Genomic DNA, 18,767 nt, shown 5'->3' on the forward strand with positions numbered 1-18,767 from the left:
TTAAGCGATAATGCGCACCGAATTTAGCCCAGGTACCCAAGTAATATGTAAATATTCACCTGTGCTAACCGGTTTTAAAGTAAAATTGCGGCATTTATGCTGGGTTTTCACCGGAATATGGCAGTAAGTTAGGCCTAAAAGTGGAGCTATAGAAATATATCTCACGCCTGCTTACTAATTTTTAAGCAATACATTTGGAGTTATTGCAATGGCTTATAAGCTAAAAAGTCACAGAGGCGCTGCTAAGCGTTTCAAGAAAACTGCTTCTGGCGGTTTCAAGCGTAAACAAGCGCATCTTCGTCACATTCTGACTAAGAAAACTTCTAAGCGTAAGTTACACCTACGTCCTAAGATGATGGTTCATAAAAATGACCATGGTCTAGTTTCACGTATGTTACCATTCGCTTAATAGGGGTTTTTAGAAATGGCAAGAGTTAAACGCGGCGTTGTCGCACGTGCACGTCACAAAAAAGTTTTAAAGCAAGCTAAAGGTTACTACGGAGCACGTTCACGTGTTTACCGCGTAGCTTTCCAGGCAGTTACTAAAGCGGGTCAATACGCTTACCGTGACCGTCGTGCTAAGAAACGTACTTTCCGTCAATTATGGATTGCACGTATCAATGCAGCTTCACGTCAAAATGGTCTGTCTTACAGCCGTTTTATCAATGGTCTTAAAAAGACTTCTGTAGAAATCGATCGTAAGATCCTTGCAGATATCGCTGTTTACGACCAAGTTGCATTTGCAGCGCTTGTTGAAAAAGCAAAAGAAGGCCTAGCGGCAGCTTAAGCTTTTTTAAATAAGTATTAAAGAGGAGCCTTAGGCTCCTTTTTTTGTGTCTACAATTTAAAACTCACCTAATAATATCTCCCATCAATAGTACTTTATTGATTTGAGGGGCTAAATGTGTCGCTATCTGCGTTAAAAAAGTCTCGTTTAGAACAATTAAATAGCAAAATTTTTTGTTTCGCTAGCACCATGTATTTCCATCCTCAAAATAGATCATCTAATAAAGTGCATGGGTATCAGCGGGCTTTCTTTTTTGTTGAATCACCGCACTTTTATAATATCGCTATGTTTACTTGGTATAATTTGTTTTATTAAAGCGTTTGTTAGAGAAAACTATGTTTGCAAGTCTGTTATTTTTATCTGCAATTGTGGCAGATAACAGTCATTTACCGCCTCTTATTCCTTGGCAAGGTAATAGCGTTTCGTTATTACAACAACAAGGCCCATTAACTACTGATTTTGAGTTATCTCAGGGCAAAGCTTCGCCAAATTATGCCGACACAATGGCGTTTGTAGATAGGTTAGTTGCTGCAAACCCCACACAGTTTCAATCTCAAACAATAGGGTACAGTAATAGCAATCGAGCTATTAAAATGTTGGTTGCCAGTGAGCAAGGGTTCTTTGAAGCAGGGCAGATGGCTAACAGTACTAAGCCAACTATTCTTATCCAAGCCGGTATTCATGCAGGTGAGATAGATGGAAAAGACGCTATGTTTATGTTGCTGCGCGATATTGCAACAGGTAAGCGCCGTGATATTTTAAAAAAGGTAAACATACTTTTTATTCCTATCTTAAACGTAGATGGCCATGAGCGTAGCAGTGCATTTAATCGTATAAATCAGCGCGGCCCTGCAAAAATGGGCTTTAGAACCAATGCAAATAATCTAAACCTTAATCGCGATTACACTAAGTTAGATACACCCGAGGTAAGAAGTGTTTTAAAGGTTATTAATGATTATAACCCCAACTTGTATATTGATGTGCATGTTACTGATGGCGCAGATTATCAATACGATGTTACCTATGGTTATAATCCCGTTTTTGCCAGTGAATCACCTGCTATATCAGCTGCGCTAGACCGATACTTCAAACCTGTAATAGATGAAAAGTTAGCATCGCAAGGACATATACCAGGGCCATTAGTGTTTGTTATGGATAAACGCGACTTTAAAAAAGGCCTTGCAGGTTGGGTGGCTACACCGCGATTTTCAAACGGGTGGGGCGATTTAAAATCATTACCAACAATTTTAGTTGAAAACCATTCTTTAAAACCTTATCAGCAACGCGTATTAGGCACCTATGTATTTTTAGATGGGGCGATAAACGCACTTTCTCAGTACAGCCATGAGCTTGCTAACGCCGTAAAAAAAGAACAAGAATTTGTACCTGATAAACTAATTGTTAAACGATCTTATGCAAAACAAGTAGACACAATTAGTGAGTTTAAGGGGGTAGAGTATACTTCAAGTGTAAGTGCGCTTTCGGGGCAAACTGAAGTTAAATATTTGGGAAAAGCCTATACCTACACTGACTTACCGATTTATTGGCAAAAACAGGTTGAACGAGTTGTTGATGTGCCGCAGGCGTTTTTTGTACCGCCCGTGTATAGCGATATAATAGAAAAGCTTAAGTTACATGGGGTGTCTGTAAATAAACTTAAAGGCGCGAATACACAACCATTAAAGCTTGCTAAAGTATTGGATTATTCGTTTGATAAAGCCCCGTTTGAAGGGCGTTTTAGAGTCTCAGCAAGTTTTGATTATGTGCCTGCGATAAATGTAGATTTAGATGGTTGGTATCAAGTAAACACGCAACAAAAGGCTGGGGAATTAGCGGTTCATTTATTACACCCAGAAGCTCCTGATTCATTTTTTGCGTGGGGTGAATTTAATACGATTTTTCAACGAACAGAGTATATGGAAAATTACGCGTTAATCCCATACGCACGGAAAATGCTTAAAGACAACCCAAAACTTGCCCTTGAGTTTGATAAAAAACTTAAAGATAAAGCGTTTGCGCACGATGCCAATGCACGTTTGAACTGGTTATATTCACATACCCCATTTTATGATGAAGCGTATTTAAAATACCCAATTTTAATGTCGTATGAGCAAGTAGCCGTTATTCCCGATCAAAAAGATAAAGAAATTTAATATGCACGTTATTACGATACCCGTGACTCCTTTTTCTCAAAATTGCAGAATAATTAGCTGTACAGAAACAAAGCAAGCAGTAGTAATTGACCCAGGTGGCGACACACAAAAAATTATAGCCACGCTTAATGAACACAAATTAGTATTGAGCGCTATTTGGCTTACGCATGGGCATTTAGACCATGTAGGTGCAGCTGATGAATTACGCGCACATTACAATGTACAAATTATTGGCCCACAAAAAGATGAGTCATTTTGGTTTGAAAACCTGCCTATGCAAGCACAAATGTTTGGATTTCCAGCTATTAAAGCCTTTTACCCTGATATTTGGCTTAATCATAATGATGTATTAACGCTTGGCAAACTTAGCTTTAGTGTTAAGCATTGCCCAGGGCACACACCTGGTCACATTGTGTTTTATGAACCTGATCAGCAATGCGTTATTGTTGGCGATGTTATTTTTAAAGGGGCTATAGGGCGTACAGATTTCCCTAAAGGCAACACAGAGCAGCTGATTGAGTCTATTAAAAGCCATATTTTAACGCTTGAAGATAACACGCGTATTTTAGCCGGCCATGGTGAAGATTCGACTGTAGGCCACGAAAAACGCACTAATCCATTTATAAGTGGCCAATTTGGTTAATTAAAATCCATGAAAATGCAAAATTATTGCAGACGGAATTTTAAATTGGCTGTATAATTTAACCAGTTTATTAGATAAATAAGAAATAAAATGTCTCTAAATCACGTAGATCGCCAAATTTTGGCACTTTTACAACAGGACGCAAGTCTTTCAACTGCTGAAATTGCAGACAAAGTAGGCTTATCTCAATCACCTTGTTGGCGACGCATTGCTAAGCTTGAACAAGATGGCTACATCAAAAGTAAAGTGGCGCTTTTAGATGAGAAAAAGCTTGGTTTTGACATGCTTGTATACGCACATGTGCGCTTATCAAACCATGGCAAGAAAAACTTAGCTGAGTTTGAAAAGCTAATTATGAGCTATGACGAAGTGACAGAATGTTACACAATGGCCGGTACTATGGACTTTATGCTGCGTATAATCTCACAGGGTATAGAAGGCTATGAGCACTTTGTACGTGACAATTTACTCAGCTTAGAATACGTTCAAGAGGTTCACTCTAACGTAACCATGACATGTGTAAAACGCAGTACATCTCTTCCTCTATAAAATAAACAACACAAAGTTAAGCTATACTAACAAAGCTAATAACGCTGTGTGCGAATTGTTAAATGAGCGCTAATTTGGTAACATTTAGCGCTTTTTCGATCCTAACCAAATAACCCCCTGAGGAACTCAATGTTTAACTTACTCAGCAAAGCGCCTAGCTCTGCTAAAAACGATATTTTATCTGGCTTAACTGTAGCACTTGCTCTCGTTCCAGAAGCTGTTGCGTTTGCTTTTGTAGCAAATGTCGAACCTTTAGTTGGTCTCTATGCCGCGTTTATCGTTGGTTTAATTACGGCTATTTTTGGTGGCCGCCCTGGTATGATTTCGGGCGCTACCGGTGCATTAGCGGTTGTAATGGTAAGTTTGGTACTCGATCACGGTGTTGAGTATTTATTTGCCACAGTGCTCTTGATGGGGATACTGCAAATACTCGCGGGGGTATTTAAGCTTGGTAAGTTTATTCGTATGGTTCCGCATCCTGTTATGCTCGGCTTCGTAAATGGATTAGCGATAGTTATATTTTTAGCACAACTTGGCCAGTTTAAAGTACCCGATGGCGCAGGCGGCCAGCAATGGATGACGGGCGAAGCCCTTTACATTATGTTAGGCTTAGTCGCGTTAACCATGGCTATCATTCACTTTTTACCTAAGCTAACTACTGCGGTGCCTTCTTCTTTAGTGGCTATTGTAACAGTAACCGCGTTAGTAATAGGTCTTGATTTAGACTCACGCACTGTACTTGATTTTCTAAAAGGGATGACAGGTAATGAATCGGCGACTATTGCCGGCGGCTTGCCAGAGTTTCATATACCAATGGTTCCATTTACCTTAGACACTTTTTATATCATTTTTCCGTATGCATTAATTTTAGCGGCTATAGGCTTAATTGAGTCGTTGTTAACGCTGAGCCTAATTGATGAAATTACCGAAACCCGTGGTCACTCAAATAAAGAGTGTATTGGCCAAGGTGCTGCCAATGTAACGTGTGGCTTTTTTGGCGCTATGGGTGGCTGTGCCATGATTGGGCAATCGATGATTAACATTAATTCGGGCGGACGCTCGCGCTTGTCGGGTATAAGTGCAGCATTAATGCTACTTGCTTTTATTATATTCGCATCAAGTTTAATTGAAATGATCCCATTGGCAGCGCTTGTCGGTGTTATGTTTATGGTTGTGCTTGGTACGTTTGAATGGGCAAGCTTTAAAATGATGAAGCGCGTACCACTGTCTGATGCCTTTGTGATTGTATTAGTATCTGGTGTGACTGTAATAACAGATTTAGCCATTGCTGTGTGTGTTGGTGTTATTGTTTCTGCCTTAGTTTTTGCTTGGCAACATGCAAAACATATTTACACAACTAACTACATTGACGAGCAAGGTGCTAAAGTATACGAACTGCATGGCCCGTTATTTTTCGGCTCAGTGAAAAATTTCTCTGAGTTATTTGATGTTAAAAGTGACCCTAAAGATGTAATTATTGAGTTTAAACACAGTCGCGTTGCCGATCACAGTGCTATAGAAGCCATAGACAGCCTAGCTGATAAATACACAAAAGCAGGTAAGCAGCTTCACTTACGCCACTTAAGTAAAGATTGTAAGCAGTTGTTACACAAAGCACGTGATTTAGTAGAGGTTAACGTAATTGAAGACCCAACTTATAAAGTAGCCTCAGATAAGCTTGCCTAGTTTACAAGCTGGCTTTGTATATACGAGCTGATTGAATCGGCATTTTAAAAGCGAAAGGTTAAAGCCTTTCGCTTTTTTATTGGCTTAACTTTGCGGTAAGCCTCTTAAAAATTAAGATAGTTGGTACTGCTAACACTTTGTAATAATCGATATAATAACCAAACCAGTGGTTAAATTAGCTAACGTAAATTTAACTTATTGGCTAACTTATACGGAGTTGTATTTTATTTTGAATTGGCAATCTTTAGTTGATAACAGGCAACGCTTTTTTTGGCTATTGCAAATTGCAGGCTGGATCGGTTATGCGCTTGTAAATTATATCGGCTCTAAAGTATTTGAAATGCGTGACATTTACGTGTTCGTTATATTATTAAATGCCTATGCAGGCTGTTTAATGACAGTCCCACTTCGTTATATTTACAGAAAAACTTGGAATGCATCACCGTGGATATTAATGGTGGTTGTATTTGGTGCCTCGTACATTACAGGTACGTTGTGGGCAATTGTACAAAAATTTAATTTGTGGGAAATATACCGCCACGGTTACCGTCCAGAAGATTGGTTTTACTATTTACAGCATGGATTAGATTCTGTTTACATAATTTTGTGTTGGAGTGGCTTATACTTTGGCATAAAGTATTATCAGCTATTACAAAGTGAGCGACAAAAAGCGCTTAAAGCCACTACAATGGCCCATGAAGCGCAATTAAAAATGCTCAGATATCAACTTAACCCGCATTTTTTATTTAATACGCTTAATGCTATTTCTACATTAGTTTTGGTAAAAGAAAACAAAGATGCTAACTTAATGGTGGCAAGGTTGAGTGACTTTTTGCGATATACGCTAAATACCGACCCCATTAAAAAAGTGCCTTTAGAGCAAGAGCTACACGCACTAATGCTGTATTTAGAAATAGAGCGGGTCAGATTTGATGAACGCTTAAAAGTAAATATAGATGTAAGCGAGCAAGCAAAAGAGGCCCTTGTGCCGAGCTTAATTTTGCAACCGATAATAGAAAACGCAATTAAATACGCTATTGCGCATATGTCACAAGGCGGTGTGATAGACATAAAAGCACAGGTTTTTGCCAACGAGCTACTACTTGAAGTAGGTGATAATGGCCCCGGTACCGAACTAATAGACGGACAACTTGTAAATGCACAAGGGGTAGGGGTAGCAAATACCAAAGACAGATTAAAAACGCTCTATGAAAATAATTATTCGTTTGTATTATCACATAATACGCCAAGTGGATTGAAAGTTAATCTGCGAGTACCGTTTGAGAAGGCTGTGAAGAAATGACTAAAATTAAAACCATCATTGTTGATGATGAACCATTAGCAAGAAAGGGCTTAGCAGTAAGACTTGAAGAATATACAGATATAGAAGTAGTTAAACTGTGTAGTTCTGGCTCTGATGCAATAGAAGCATGTAAAGAGCACCCAGTAGACTTAGTTTTTTTAGATATACAGATGCCAGGAATGAATGGCTTTGAAGTTGCCCGTGCCTTAAGCGAAAGCACTAAAGCGTTACCCGCAATTGTGTTTGTTACTGCGTTTGATCAATTTGCAGTAAAGGCCTTTGAAATACATGCTTTGGATTACATTTTAAAACCCGTTGACGATAACAGACTAAAACAGGCGGTAGAAAAAGTGCATAGTTACTTAAAAACACAGCAAGACAACGCCCATAAGAAAAAACTAGCGAGTTTTGTTGCCGGTATTACAGGTAATAATTGTGAAGAAATACTTAAAAAATTGGCCACGGGCGATACCCTAACCGACAAACGTTACCCAGAATCATTAGCTGTTAAAGAGCAGGGAGAAATTATTCGTGTGCCGGTTGCGACAATTCAGTGGGTAGATGCCGCGGGCGATTATATGTGTTTACATTGCCAAGACGGGCAAACACATATATTGCGCAAAACAATGAAAGAGCTTGAGCAAGAGCTCGATCCACATTTGTTTGTTCGCGTTCATCGCAGTGCCATTGTAAATACTAAACAAATAAGCAAGCTGGTGACACAAGTAAGTGGCGAGTATTTATTAGTGCTTGAAAACGGACAAGAGCTTAAAGTAAGCCGAAGCTACCGCGATAAAGTAAAAGCAGCGCTGGCCAGCTAGTTTACTATTTTACAGACATAAAAAATGCGAGCTTAGCTCGCATTTTTTATATAAGGCAGAAACTACGCAACAGTTACAATTTTCATTGTGTTGGTTGCGCCCACAGTTTCCATAGAGTCGCCGTGAGTAATAATGACTGTCTCACCTGATTTCAAAGAGCCTTGTGCTACAAGGGTATCAAGGGCTGCTTTTACCATGCCGTCTTTTTCAGTTTTAGTCGAGTCAAAAAACACAGGGTAAACACCACGATAAAGCGCAGTTTGACCTAGCGTACTAGCATGACGTGACAGCGAGTAAATAGGTAAACCAGAGCTGATACGCGACATAAGTTTAGCGGTGCTGCCTGACTCCGTTAAAGTAACAATTGCTTTTACCGAATCTAAATGGTTTGCAGCGTACATAGCCGAAAGCGCGATAGATTCTGCATTGTTAGAAAACCGGCTGTCTAAACGGTGCTTAGATACATGAGTCTCTTTTTGCGATTCTGCGCCTAAACAAACACGGGCCATTGTGGCTACTGTTTCTTCAGGGTAATCACCGGCAGCGGTTTCTGCTGAAAGCATAACTGCATCTGTGCCATCAAGCACGGCATTTGCTACATCCATAACCTCTGCGCGTGTTGGCATTGGGTTATCGATCATCGATTCCATCATTTGTGTTGCGGTTACAACAGTACGGTTTAATGAACGAGCACGACGTATAATGAGTTTTTGTTTACCCATCAGTGCAGCATCGCCAATTTCAACACCTAAGTCACCACGGGCAACCATAACAGCATCTGATGCTAATACAATGTCATCTACTGCTTCTTGTGTTTCTACGGCTTCAGCACGTTCAATTTTTGCAAGTAACTGTGCTTTAGAGCCAGCCGCTTCAGCTAAAGAGCGTACGTAACGCATATCATCGCCACTGCGTGGGAATGATACTGCAATGTAATCAACATCTATTTCAGCGGCTGTGATTAAATCTTCTTTGTCTTTTTCTGTAAATGCAGGGGCTGTTAAACCACCACCTAAACGGTTAATACCTTTATTATTTGATAAAACGCCACCTACAGTTACTGAGCAGTGCACTAAGTGACCGTCAACTTGTTCAACAGTAAGTTGAATAAGACCATCATTTAATAGTAACAAATCCCCAGGGCTTACATCTTGTGGTAATTCTTTGTAATCAATACCGACTGCGTTAACATCGCCTTCACCTTTTTCCATTTTTGCATCTAAGGTGAACTTAGCGCCTACTTCAAGGTTTACTTTACCTTCTTTAAACGTTGAAACACGAATTTTAGGGCCTTGAAGGTCTGCAAGTATAGCTACATGTTTACCTAATTTTGTGGCTATCTCGCGTACAGCTTGTGCACGGTCTTTGTGATCTTGTGCAACACCATGTGAGAAGTTTAAACGTACTACATTAGCGCCAGCGCGAATAATTTTTTCTAAGTTGTTATCTCGATCTGTTGCAGGCCCAAGTGTAGCGACTATTTTTGTGCGTCTTAGCATCAAATTCTCCTGTGTGCTTAGATGTATAAGCAGGTTGACGGTTATTTTGTGACTTCAAAATACTTATAACTTATGTACAAACATTTTTAGTTATAGGCAAACTAGTTAGTATTGCCACTATTTTATACAAAACGAATATGTCATCATTATGACACCGGTGTCAAAATAGGTCAATGATCTTAAATTTAAAATGCGTAGAGTATTTGTAACCGCCAAGCCCTTATATTTGATACAATTGCAGTGCTTTTTATTAGCGTAATAAAAAAGCATGCTGTATTAGCTCAACGTTCGCATTTTATGGCGGTATGAGTATAATGCACGCGGTATTATTTTATGAATTACTGAGTTTACTAACCAAATAGTTGTTACCGAGGAGGACACTAAATGCAAGTTGCATTAGTCGGGTTAGGCGTTATGGGCAAAAACCTTGCCTTAAACATGATTGAAAAAGGCATAACATTAGTCGCATATGATAAAAATCCACATGCGGGTGAAGAGTTATTAAGTTGTGCTAAATCGCAAGGCATGGCCGATAGACTTCATATTGTTTCTGATTTAGGAGACATGGTAAGGCGTTTAGAAGCACCTCGCTCTATTTTATTATTAGTGCCTGCGGGCGAATTGGTTGATGCTGTATGTAATGAGCTTGTTGAAGCTGGCGTACAGTGTAACGATATGATTGTAGATTGTGGTAACAGTAACTACAAAGACGGCATTAACCGTAAACTTAAGTATCAAAACAAATTTGAATTTGCCACCATGGGTATTTCTGGCGGTGCCGAAGGCGCACGCCATGGTCCTGCAATGATGGCAAGTGGTTCAGAAGGCGGTTGGGAGCGAATTGAACCGTGGTTTGAAAAAGTAGCAGCTAGTTACAATGGCGAGTCGTGTTTTGCCCGCGTGGGTCAATCAGCCAGTGGTCACTTTGTAAAAATGGTTCATAACGGCATTGAGTATGCAATCATGCAGCTTATTGCAGAAGTGTATCAATTACTGCGTATTGGCACCGGTCGCTCACCTAAAGAAGTGGCTGAAATTTTTGATGACTGGTCTACCGGTCACTTAAACAGCTATTTACTTGCTATTTCTAGTCATATTTTGTCTCTTGAAAATACCAAGCAAAAACCGCTGGTTGATTTAATTGATAACAAAGTAGGTGCAAAAGGCACAGGCCTTTGGACTGCACAAAATGCACTTGAATTAGGTATTGCAGTTCCTTCATTGGTTGCTGCGGTGCAAGCTCGTCACTTAACCAATGTATGTGACACTACCGCTGCGCAAGAGATGACGTATGCTGCTAAAGCGACCAACAAAGTTGATGTCGACCTTGAAGAGCTAAAAGATGCATTCACATTGGCGAGTTTATTAGCGTATCGCCAAGGTTTAGCATTAATAAAAGGGGCGTCTCGCACACACCAGTGGAAAGTCGATTTGTCTAAAACTCTGCAAACATGGCGTGCTGGTTGTATTATTCGTGCTGATTATTTAGATAGCGTTGCTCAAGGTGTTGAATACATTGATACACTTGAAAACGAATCCAATTCGCTACGTAAAGTAACTGGGCAAGCAATCATGACCGGTTTAGCGTTCCCTGTACTTGCATCCACTCAAACGTATTTAGCAACATTAACTACACCAAGTAATGGGCACTTAGTGCAAGCTCAGCGTGATTACTTTGGTGAGCATGGTATTAAAACTCACTCAGGTGAAGTGTGTCACTTAACCGATTTAGTGAGCATAGACGCAAAAGTAAGATAATTACCGCGTTTATAAAATAATAAAGGCACGCTGTTTAGCGTGCCTTTTGCGTTTTGGTAACACAAATTAGCGGCTTAATTCACCGCGTAAATTGTCTTGCATTAAATGGCGAATCGTTTCAATTTCTAGGTTTTGGCTAAACAAATAATGCAGCTTTGTTAAACACGCCTCTAGTGTCATGTCGTAGCCACTTATTACACCAATATTTAATAGCGCGTTACCCGTAGCATAGCCGCCCATATTTACATGGCCTTTTAAACACTGCGTTAAATTAACAATAACCATGCCGCGTTTACTTGCCTCACTTAGTACGTCTAAAAAGTCAGGGTCTTGTGGGGCATTACCTACACCAAAGCTAAGCAATACCAGTGCTTTTATATTATCATTCACCAAACTTTTAACCACGTCTTTGCTAATGCCAGGGTATAAATAAAGGACACCAATGGGCTGGGGTGTAATGGTGGTTACCTGTAGTTCGTTTTCTACGTAAGGACTAAGTTGACCTTTAATTAGCTGAATATTTATACCAGATAACGCTAAAGGCTCTAGATTAGGCGATGCAAACGCATTAAAGCCATCAGCATGAGCTTTAGTGGCTCGGTTACCTCTAAATAATTGGTTATTAAAAAATAAGCTTACTTCAGCTATCGGGTAATTAGCCGCTAAAAACATGGCGTTTAATAAGTTAACTTGGCCATCAGAGCGTAATTGCGATAAAGGAATTTGCGAGCCTGTAACAATAACGGGTTTAGTTAAGTTTTCGAACATGAACGACAGGGCTGAGGCTGTATAAGCCATTGTATCGGTGCCATGCAGTACCACAAAACCATCGTAATCGTGGTATTTGCTTTTAATGTCATCAGCTATAAGTTGCCAGTGCGCCGGTGACATATCTGAGGAATCGATTAATGGGCAGTATTCGTGAATATCAAAAAGAGGCATTTCTTCACGGTTAAATTCTGCGTTATTGACCACTGTTTCTGTTAAAAAACCTTCAGCAGGAATGTATCCTCGGCTCGATTTTTTCATCCCTATGGTGCCGCCAGTGTATGCGATATAAATGCGTTTACGTTTCATAAAAAAGCCCAGTAAAAAAACTGGGCTTAGTATAACGTTAAGTTGTTTTAAATACAGCTGCTTATGTAAATACGTGCACTTTTATTGTGCAACGCTACACACTAAACAACGTGCGTATACACCTTGCGGATCGTTATAATCTTTAAGATCAGCTACTTCACTACTTAGACGCTTTATCACCGTATTAATGTTCGCTTGTGTGGCTAACACCGAGGTGGTATTTGTATTTAAACCAAGCATAGATTTAACCGATGCACTGCCAAAAATATCTTGCAGCATTTTTTCTTGTGGGCTCAGGTCTTGCTTAATCGTTTTCACTTCGTAGTGATTTAGTTTTGCAAGTGCTGCAGCGGCATCAATCGCATCTTGTTTATCGCCAAGCTTATCAACTAGGCCAAGCTCTTGTGCTTGTGAAGCTATCCATACACGCCCCTGTGCAATTTTATCAACTTGCTCTGGTGTCATATTGCGCGCGTCAGCTACCACATCTAAAAAGCGCCCATACGCTTCTTCGACACTCATTTGAATAACTTGCGCCATTTTTTCATTAAGAGGGCGAGTAATAGAAAATCCAGCCATTTCTGTTGTGGCAACACCATCTGAGTACACACCAATTTCAGATAACGTATCTTCAAAAGTCATGAAGGTGCCAAACACGCCTATAGAGCCGGTGATGGTGCTTGGAGCTGCCCAAATTTCGTTAGCTGCTGAGGCAATCCAATAACCACCAGATGCGGCGACTGAGCTCATTGATGCTATAACGGGTTTACCTGCGGCTTTAAGTGCTAATACTTCAGCGCGAATAACCTCAGAGGCAAACATGCTGCCGCCACCCGAATCAATACGTAAAACAACAGCTTTTACTTTATCATCAAGGCGTGCTTTACGAAGTAAAGCTGCGGTTGAGTCACCGCCAATTTCACCTGCTTTGCGCTCACCGTCAACTATGGTGCCTTTTGCAACAACCACAGCTACTTTTTCTGTAATTGGGTTATCAAATTCGATAGGGGGCTTAACTAAGCTTAAGTACTCCCGAAAAGACACTTGCTTAAATGTTTTACCGTCTTCTTGTGCGCCAACTAAATCAATGAGTTGTTGGCGAATTTGCTGAGTTGTTTTAAGCGAATCGACCCATTGATGGTCGAGGGCATATTTACCTGCATCGCCATTTGCAGCCTTCATTTTAGCAAGGTAAGCATCCATGGTTTCGTCAAAGTTAGATTCATCAAAAGGGCGCACTGCAGCAACATCTTGCTTATATTCGCTCCATAACGCACCAAGCCAAACACGGTTAGCTTCTTTAGCTGCATCAGACATATCGTTACGAATAAACGGCTCTACCGCCGACTTAAATGTGCCAACACGGAATATATGCTGTGTTACTTTAAGTTTTTCGAGTGCTTCTTTAAAGTAAAGTGGATACATTCCATAGCCTTCAATAGCTACCGAACCATATGGATGCATTGCAATTTCATCGGCGTGCGAGGCAATATAATATTGCGATTGAGTGTAATAGTAGCCTGATGCAATCACTTTTTTACCCGCTTGCTTAAAGGCATCTAACGATTTAGTAATACGCTTTAACTTGTTTAAGTGGGCTTTAGGCATTTCTTGTAAATCAAGTAATATAACGCTGATGCGCTCGTCTTGAGTGGCTTCATCAATTACTTTGACTACATCATCAAGCAAAATTTCGCTAGGTGCTTCTGAACTTGATGTTGCATCGTTAATGGCTGCTTCAACTGGGTCTATGTATGTTTTTTCTTCTACAATAGGCCCATTAAGATTAAGCCTAAGTACAGAGCCATCTTCTACAATTATTGTATCGTCATCATTTGAAAGTGACATAATAAACACAACAACCAGTAATAAAAACAAAATGTTGAGCATTAAACGACGAGAAAAGTTGATTCCAGCCCAAATACCTCTAAATACCTTTGCTATCAAAATAGCTCCTTAATTTGGTACAGCTAATACATTAGTTCCATCTTAGCCTAGAATAAAAATAATTTTAACTGCTAAATCGTAACGAAGTGTTTATAAGGTTACATAAATATACGTTTTTAATAGTATTTTTAATTAAATGCAGGCACATATTGCTAATTACTTGCCATTAAAGCAAAATTAGCTAATGTATACAGGTTAGACCAGTTAACGGGGCACAGGATGTTAGAACAACAATTAGAATTAAAACACACACAATTACGAAACCGCTTAGTAATGGGCTCAATGCATACAGGCCTTGAAGAAGGGTGGCATAACCGAAAAAGATTAAGTGCCTTTTATGAGGCGCGCGCTAAAGGTGGCACGGCCATGATCATTACGGGTGGGTACAGCCCTAACTTGCGTGGCAAATTAACGCCTATTTCTTCATCATTTAATAGTTATTATGATGTATTTAAACACCGTGCATACACAGGCGCCGTTCACAAACATGGTGGAAAAATATGTTTGCAGCTTTTACACGCTGGTCGATACGCTTATCACCCGTTTAACCAAGCACCTAGTGCTATCCAAGCGCCTATAAATCCGTATAAGCCTAAACAAATGTCGTTAAGCTCAATAAAAAAAACGATAAAAGACTTTGCTCACTCTGCTTATATGGCAGAAAAAGCGGGTTACGATGGTGTGGAAATAATGGGCTCTGAAGGCTACTTAATTAACGAGTTTATGGCGCCACACACCAATAAGCGAGATGACGAGTTCGGCGGCAGCCTAGAAAATAGAATGCGATTAGCGCTTGAAATAGTGAAAGCCGTTAGAGCGAAAGTATCTGATACGTTTTTAATTATTTTTAGATTATCTGTTATGGATCTTATCCCGAATGGCTCAACCCCTGATGAGGTGACTATTCAGGCTAAAGCACTTGAGCAAGCTGGTGTTGATATTTTTAATACCGGCATTGGGTGGCATGAAGCACGCGTGCCGACAATTGCCAGTATGGTGCCACCAGGCGCATTTAAAGAAGCGTCAAAACGATTAAAGTCGGTAGTGAATGTACCTGTTATAGCTGTAAACCGTATCAATACACCGGATATAGCCAACCAAATTCTAAACGATGATGAAGCCGATTTAATTTCAATGGCACGTCCTTTATTGGCCGATCCTGAATTTTTTAACAAATACCAAAATCAGCAAACTAAACAAATAAATATTTGTATTGGCTGTAACCAAGGCTGTTTAGATCACGTATTCAAAAATAAACGTGCAACCTGTTTAGTCAACCCACAAGCTGCTTTTGAACTTGATTACCCTCTAGATAAAGCTTCTAAAGCTAAAAATGTATTGGTGGTTGGTGCGGGTCCTGCAGGGCTTTCGGCAAGTTGTTATTTGGCTCAAAAAGGGCACACAGTAACGCTTATCGATCAAAAAACACAAATGGGTGGCCAATTCAATTTAGCCATGCAAATACCTGGTAAAGAAGACTTCAATCATACGCTAAGCTATTTTACCAATGAACTTGAAAGGCTTAACGTAAATGTTGAGCTTGGAAAAGCCTACGATGATTCAATGTTGCAAAAATACGATGACATCGTATTTGCTACAGGTGTTCGCCCCCGTGAAGCATCAATTGAGTGCAGTGATGATAAACGCGTATTTGCCTATGATGAAGTGATTCGCGGTGAAGTAGAGCTTGGTAAATCAATCGCCATTTTAGGCGCCGGCGGTATTGGCTTTGATATGGTTGCTTTTTTAAGCGAGCACAAATCGCAAACTATTCCTGAGTTTAAAAAGCAGTGGGGTATTGAGTGCGAGGCACAGCCACATAAAGACGAGCGACAGTTATATATGCTAAAACGCAGTGCAGGGCGATTTGGTAGCGGACTAGGTAAAACCACAGGTTGGATACATCGTCAGGTTGCTAAGCAGCATGGTGTTAAACAAATTGCTGATTGCCAATACCATAGTTTTGATAAGAACGGCCTTACAATTACTGTTGCAGGTGAAAAACAAGTATTACCTGTCGATACGGTTATTGCGTGTATAGGCCAGGTTTCTAATAATGAAGTGCTTGAGCAACATCGCGAAAATGCAAAAGTACATGTTATTGGTGGCGCAAAATTAGCTGCAGCAATTGATGCCAAGCGTGCAATTTTTGAAGCGCTTCAAGTGGCCAGAGCTATTTAATAGTGTTAATAAAATGAAATAATTTACAATGGTCTCGGGTCTGGTAAGTATAGAGTTCATTACAAAATATACTGACAAAGCAGGCCACACATGAGTAAATTATTTTTTTTGTATAATAAAATTATGGGTAATCTATCCTATGCCGACGGATTACCCGCATTACTATTTCGTTTAATCTTAGCCCCTGTAATGATTATTGCGGGCTTCAATAAATTAGCCTTAAGTGGAGAAACCGACGGCTTTTTTAGCTATTTTCTTGCTGATGCAAGTGTTGTGCAATGGTTTGGAAATAGTGAATGGGGCTTAGGGTTACCCTTTCCTGATTTACTGGCTTTTTTGGCTGGGTGGAGTGAATTTTTAGGCGGATGGTTTTTATTATTTGGGTTATTTACTCGCTTAGTGAGCATTCCGCTTATGTTTACAATGGTTGTGGCAGCAACAACTGTGCATTGGCATAATGGTTGGTTTGCTATAGCGCCATCAAACCCTACGACCAGCTCGGCTCAAGTACTTGATTGGTTAGCGATACCAGGGGCAAAAGAAAGCCTTGAAAACTCACTAGAAGTACAAGAGCGTATAAGTAAAATTAGGGACATAGTTAAAGAGCACGGATTTACAGATTACTTATATGAAAAAGGTAAACCTTCCATAATAAATAACGGTATCGAATTTTCTGCTATTTATTTTGCCATGTTACTAGGCTTGTTTTTTGTAGGTGGCGGTCGCTACGTCAGTGTTGATTATTGGCTAAGGCGTGCAGTAGTAAAACAGTAGCAAGCAAATTGGTTTAAAAAGGGCGTATAAATATTTTTTATACGCCCTTTTTGTTTGTAACGCGTGTTAAGTGTATAGCGCCTCTCTCGTATTTAAACAGGGGGATCTGAATATCATTTAACACAGTAAGGGCGCTTTAATACGAAGGGGGTAGTATGATTTTAATAAAATTGATAATTAAGCAGAGTTTATTTATTAAAGGCATAAATGGTACTCTAACGTTTTGAATTATGAGAGTACGCTATGGATGCTATTGAGCTTTTACTAACCCGCCAATCAGACGCTAAATTAACTGCCCCAGGGCCAAATTCAGAGCAACTCGATATTATAAAGCAAGCTGCATTACGGGTGCCTGATCACGGATGTATAGCACCTTGGGAGTTTATTGTAGTGCAGGGCGATGCTCGCCAAAAGCTTGGAGAAATATACTATCAAAGTGCCGTTGCTGAGCAGCAAGAAGAAAAAGTGATTAAACGCGCAAGAGAGCTTGTACTGCGCGCACCAATGATCATCATTGCTATTGCAAAGTATCAAGCCCATCCAAAAGTGCCGCGTATTGAGCAAGTACAAAGCGCCGGTTGCAGTGTACTTGCAATGCAGCAAGCCGCTTTTGCACAAGGTTTGGGTGGTGTATGGCGAACAGGTTATTTTGCCCAAAGCACTACTGTAAAAAATGCTCTTAATTTAGACGAACAAGATGAAATTGTAGGGTATTTGTATCTTGGTACTCAAGAGGTTGAGTGCAAAAAGCCAGCTAAACATAAACCAGAGGACTACTTCACCGATTTGTAATTAATATTGAACTAGTGCAGCTTCGTGCAGTCATATAGCATTAAGGTTGCTGCTGTTAAGCTCGCCCTTTTTGATTTAGCTGTGAGAAGCGCACGGAAGCAATATTAGGTTAACTTTTTCTTCTTCAGTTTGTTTTTTAATCGGTTGTTTTTTGCTAAAGTATGGAAAGTCTTAATAAAAATAACGATAAAGAAGACGAAAACGATGGGAAATTTATTTTTACAAGAAAAAGAGAATTGGCTGGCATGGTCAATTTGGGGAATCGTAGGTGCTTTTGTTACACTGTACGTTGCAATGAGTACCAATACTGCACATTTTATTGCAGGCTCTGCCATGGGAATGCTTGTTTTATTGACATGGTGGATGCAGCAGACTAAACGATTCGATTTTGGCCGGGCATTTAAAATTTGTTTTTATGTGTTGTTGCTAAGTGTATTGCCTGCATTTTTATTTGTGGTTGTACCGAGTGATGATTTAAACCGTTTTGATCTAATATTTCAAAGCGTTACATTTTTAGCGCTTAGTTTATTACTGTGTTTGATTTGCTCGTGGATTGCACGCAGACCAAAGCAATACTACTAATAGACTAATGAGCAACCTAGGTTTTTAGTTGTTTTTGGTGTTTTTTTGAAGCAAATGCCTTTTTTAGCTAATTATTTATATTTAGCTCTTTACAAGTTGCTCAATACCCCCTATTATTCGCGCCGTACGGAGAGATGGCAGAGTGGTCGAATGCACCGGTCTTGAAAACCGGCATAGGTTTGTAGCCTATCTAGGGTTCAAATCCCTATCTCTCC

The 18,767-nt window shown here is 39.9% G+C and carries 16 protein-coding genes and 1 tRNA gene; 14 read left to right on the plus strand and 3 right to left on the minus strand.

What is annotated here, in order from left to right; all coding sequences use genetic code 11:
* The first annotated feature begins 208 nt into the window (after positions 1–208).
* The 8 genes from rpmI (at position 209) to AN393_RS16405 (ending at position 7,942) form a co-directional block, all read left to right on the plus strand.
* Positions 209–409, plus strand: coding sequence for a 50S ribosomal protein L35 (rpmI, locus tag AN393_RS16370; protein ID WP_004587840.1), 201 nt, complete (start codon positions 209–211; stop codon positions 407–409).
* 15 nt (positions 410–424) lie between these two features.
* Positions 425–787 (plus strand): 50S ribosomal protein L20, encoded by a 363-nt coding sequence (rplT, locus tag AN393_RS16375; protein WP_004587841.1) that lies wholly within the window; start codon positions 425–427, stop codon positions 785–787.
* 335 nt (positions 788–1,122) lie between these two features.
* Entirely contained in the window at positions 1,123–2,940 is a 1,818-nt protein-coding gene (locus AN393_RS16380) for a M14 family metallopeptidase (RefSeq protein ID WP_055018641.1), read from the plus strand.
* 1 nt (position 2,941) lies between these two features.
* Entirely contained in the window at positions 2,942–3,583 is a 642-nt protein-coding gene (locus AN393_RS16385) for an MBL fold metallo-hydrolase (protein WP_055018642.1), read from the plus strand.
* A gap of 90 nt (positions 3,584–3,673) precedes the next feature.
* Entirely contained in the window at positions 3,674–4,132 is a 459-nt protein-coding gene (locus AN393_RS16390; RefSeq protein ID WP_002960703.1) for an Lrp/AsnC family transcriptional regulator, read from the plus strand.
* Between the two features lie 129 nt (positions 4,133–4,261).
* Positions 4,262–5,818 (plus strand): SulP family inorganic anion transporter, encoded by a 1,557-nt coding sequence (locus AN393_RS16395; protein WP_055016453.1) that lies wholly within the window; start codon positions 4,262–4,264, stop codon positions 5,816–5,818.
* A 229-nt stretch (positions 5,819–6,047) separates the two neighbouring features.
* Positions 6,048–7,121 carry a sensor histidine kinase gene (locus tag AN393_RS16400; protein ID WP_055016463.1) on the plus strand — a complete coding sequence of 358 codons (1,074 nt, stop codon included), beginning with the start codon at positions 6,048–6,050 and terminating at the stop codon, positions 7,119–7,121.
* Positions 7,118–7,942 (plus strand): LytTR family DNA-binding domain-containing protein, encoded by an 825-nt coding sequence (locus AN393_RS16405; protein ID WP_055016454.1) that lies wholly within the window; start codon positions 7,118–7,120, stop codon positions 7,940–7,942. The genes AN393_RS16400 and AN393_RS16405 overlap by 4 nt, the downstream gene beginning before the upstream one ends.
* A gap of 62 nt (positions 7,943–8,004) precedes the next feature.
* On the opposite strand, the gene pyk is transcribed toward AN393_RS16405, so the two are convergent.
* A complete protein-coding gene (gene pyk / locus AN393_RS16410; RefSeq protein WP_055018643.1) occupies positions 8,005–9,441 on the minus strand; it encodes a pyruvate kinase in 1,437 nt (478 codons plus the stop codon).
* A gap of 384 nt (positions 9,442–9,825) precedes the next feature.
* On the opposite strand from pyk, the gene gndA reads away from it, so the two are divergent.
* Positions 9,826–11,199 carry an NADP-dependent phosphogluconate dehydrogenase gene (gndA, locus tag AN393_RS16415; protein ID WP_055018644.1) on the plus strand — a complete coding sequence of 458 codons (1,374 nt, stop codon included), beginning with the start codon at positions 9,826–9,828 and terminating at the stop codon, positions 11,197–11,199.
* A gap of 66 nt (positions 11,200–11,265) precedes the next feature.
* On the opposite strand, the gene ansA is transcribed toward gndA, so the two are convergent.
* Positions 11,266–12,276 carry an asparaginase gene (gene ansA, locus AN393_RS16420; protein ID WP_024034079.1) on the minus strand — a complete coding sequence of 337 codons (1,011 nt, stop codon included), beginning with the start codon at positions 12,274–12,276 and terminating at the stop codon, positions 11,266–11,268.
* 81 nt (positions 12,277–12,357) lie between these two features.
* On the minus strand, positions 12,358–14,223 hold the full coding sequence (sppA, locus tag AN393_RS16425; RefSeq protein ID WP_055018645.1) for a signal peptide peptidase SppA: 1,866 nt from the start codon (positions 14,221–14,223) through the stop codon (positions 12,358–12,360).
* Between the two features lie 219 nt (positions 14,224–14,442).
* Between sppA and AN393_RS16430 the strand changes: the two genes are divergently transcribed.
* From AN393_RS16430 to AN393_RS16450, 5 genes are all read left to right on the plus strand, one after another.
* The gene (locus AN393_RS16430; protein WP_055018646.1) at positions 14,443–16,404 is read left to right on the plus strand and encodes an FAD-dependent oxidoreductase; all 1,962 of its coding nucleotides are present in this window, start codon (positions 14,443–14,445) and stop codon (positions 16,402–16,404) included.
* 90 nt (positions 16,405–16,494) lie between these two features.
* Positions 16,495–17,178 (plus strand): DoxX family protein, encoded by a 684-nt coding sequence (locus tag AN393_RS16435; RefSeq protein ID WP_055016459.1) that lies wholly within the window; start codon positions 16,495–16,497, stop codon positions 17,176–17,178.
* 243 nt (positions 17,179–17,421) lie between these two features.
* Positions 17,422–17,970, plus strand: a complete 549-nt coding sequence (locus AN393_RS16440) for an NAD(P)H nitroreductase (protein ID WP_055018647.1) — start codon at positions 17,422–17,424, stop codon at positions 17,968–17,970.
* A gap of 204 nt (positions 17,971–18,174) precedes the next feature.
* Positions 18,175–18,552 carry a hypothetical protein gene (locus AN393_RS16445; RefSeq protein ID WP_055016461.1) on the plus strand — a complete coding sequence of 126 codons (378 nt, stop codon included), beginning with the start codon at positions 18,175–18,177 and terminating at the stop codon, positions 18,550–18,552.
* Positions 18,553–18,680: 128 nt separating this feature from the next.
* A tRNA-Ser gene (locus tag AN393_RS16450) sits at positions 18,681–18,767 on the plus strand.

Source organism: Pseudoalteromonas sp. P1-25 (assembly GCF_001401805.1).
GTDB lineage: Bacteria > Pseudomonadota > Gammaproteobacteria > Enterobacterales > Alteromonadaceae > Pseudoalteromonas.

Coding starts and splice junctions, on each gene's coding strand:
- ansA (WP_024034079.1), bottom strand. CDS start 12,276: ATGAAACGTAAACGCATTTATATCGCATACACTGGCGGCACCATAGGG.
- AN393_RS16380 (WP_055018641.1), top strand. CDS start 1,123: ATGTTTGCAAGTCTGTTATTTTTATCTGCAATTGTGGCAGATAACAGT.
- gndA (WP_055018644.1), top strand. CDS start 9,826: ATGCAAGTTGCATTAGTCGGGTTAGGCGTTATGGGCAAAAACCTTGCC.
- AN393_RS16385 (WP_055018642.1), top strand. CDS start 2,942: ATGCACGTTATTACGATACCCGTGACTCCTTTTTCTCAAAATTGCAGA.
- AN393_RS16445 (WP_055016461.1), top strand. CDS start 18,175: ATGGGAAATTTATTTTTACAAGAAAAAGAGAATTGGCTGGCATGGTCA.
- AN393_RS16405 (WP_055016454.1), top strand. CDS start 7,118: ATGACTAAAATTAAAACCATCATTGTTGATGATGAACCATTAGCAAGA.
- AN393_RS16440 (WP_055018647.1), top strand. CDS start 17,422: ATGGATGCTATTGAGCTTTTACTAACCCGCCAATCAGACGCTAAATTA.
- AN393_RS16395 (WP_055016453.1), top strand. CDS start 4,262: ATGTTTAACTTACTCAGCAAAGCGCCTAGCTCTGCTAAAAACGATATT.
- rplT (WP_004587841.1), top strand. CDS start 425: ATGGCAAGAGTTAAACGCGGCGTTGTCGCACGTGCACGTCACAAAAAA.
- AN393_RS16430 (WP_055018646.1), top strand. CDS start 14,443: ATGTTAGAACAACAATTAGAATTAAAACACACACAATTACGAAACCGC.
- rpmI (WP_004587840.1), top strand. CDS start 209: ATGGCTTATAAGCTAAAAAGTCACAGAGGCGCTGCTAAGCGTTTCAAG.
- AN393_RS16435 (WP_055016459.1), top strand. CDS start 16,495: ATGAGTAAATTATTTTTTTTGTATAATAAAATTATGGGTAATCTATCC.
- pyk (WP_055018643.1), bottom strand. CDS start 9,441: ATGCTAAGACGCACAAAAATAGTCGCTACACTTGGGCCTGCAACAGAT.
- AN393_RS16390 (WP_002960703.1), top strand. CDS start 3,674: ATGTCTCTAAATCACGTAGATCGCCAAATTTTGGCACTTTTACAACAG.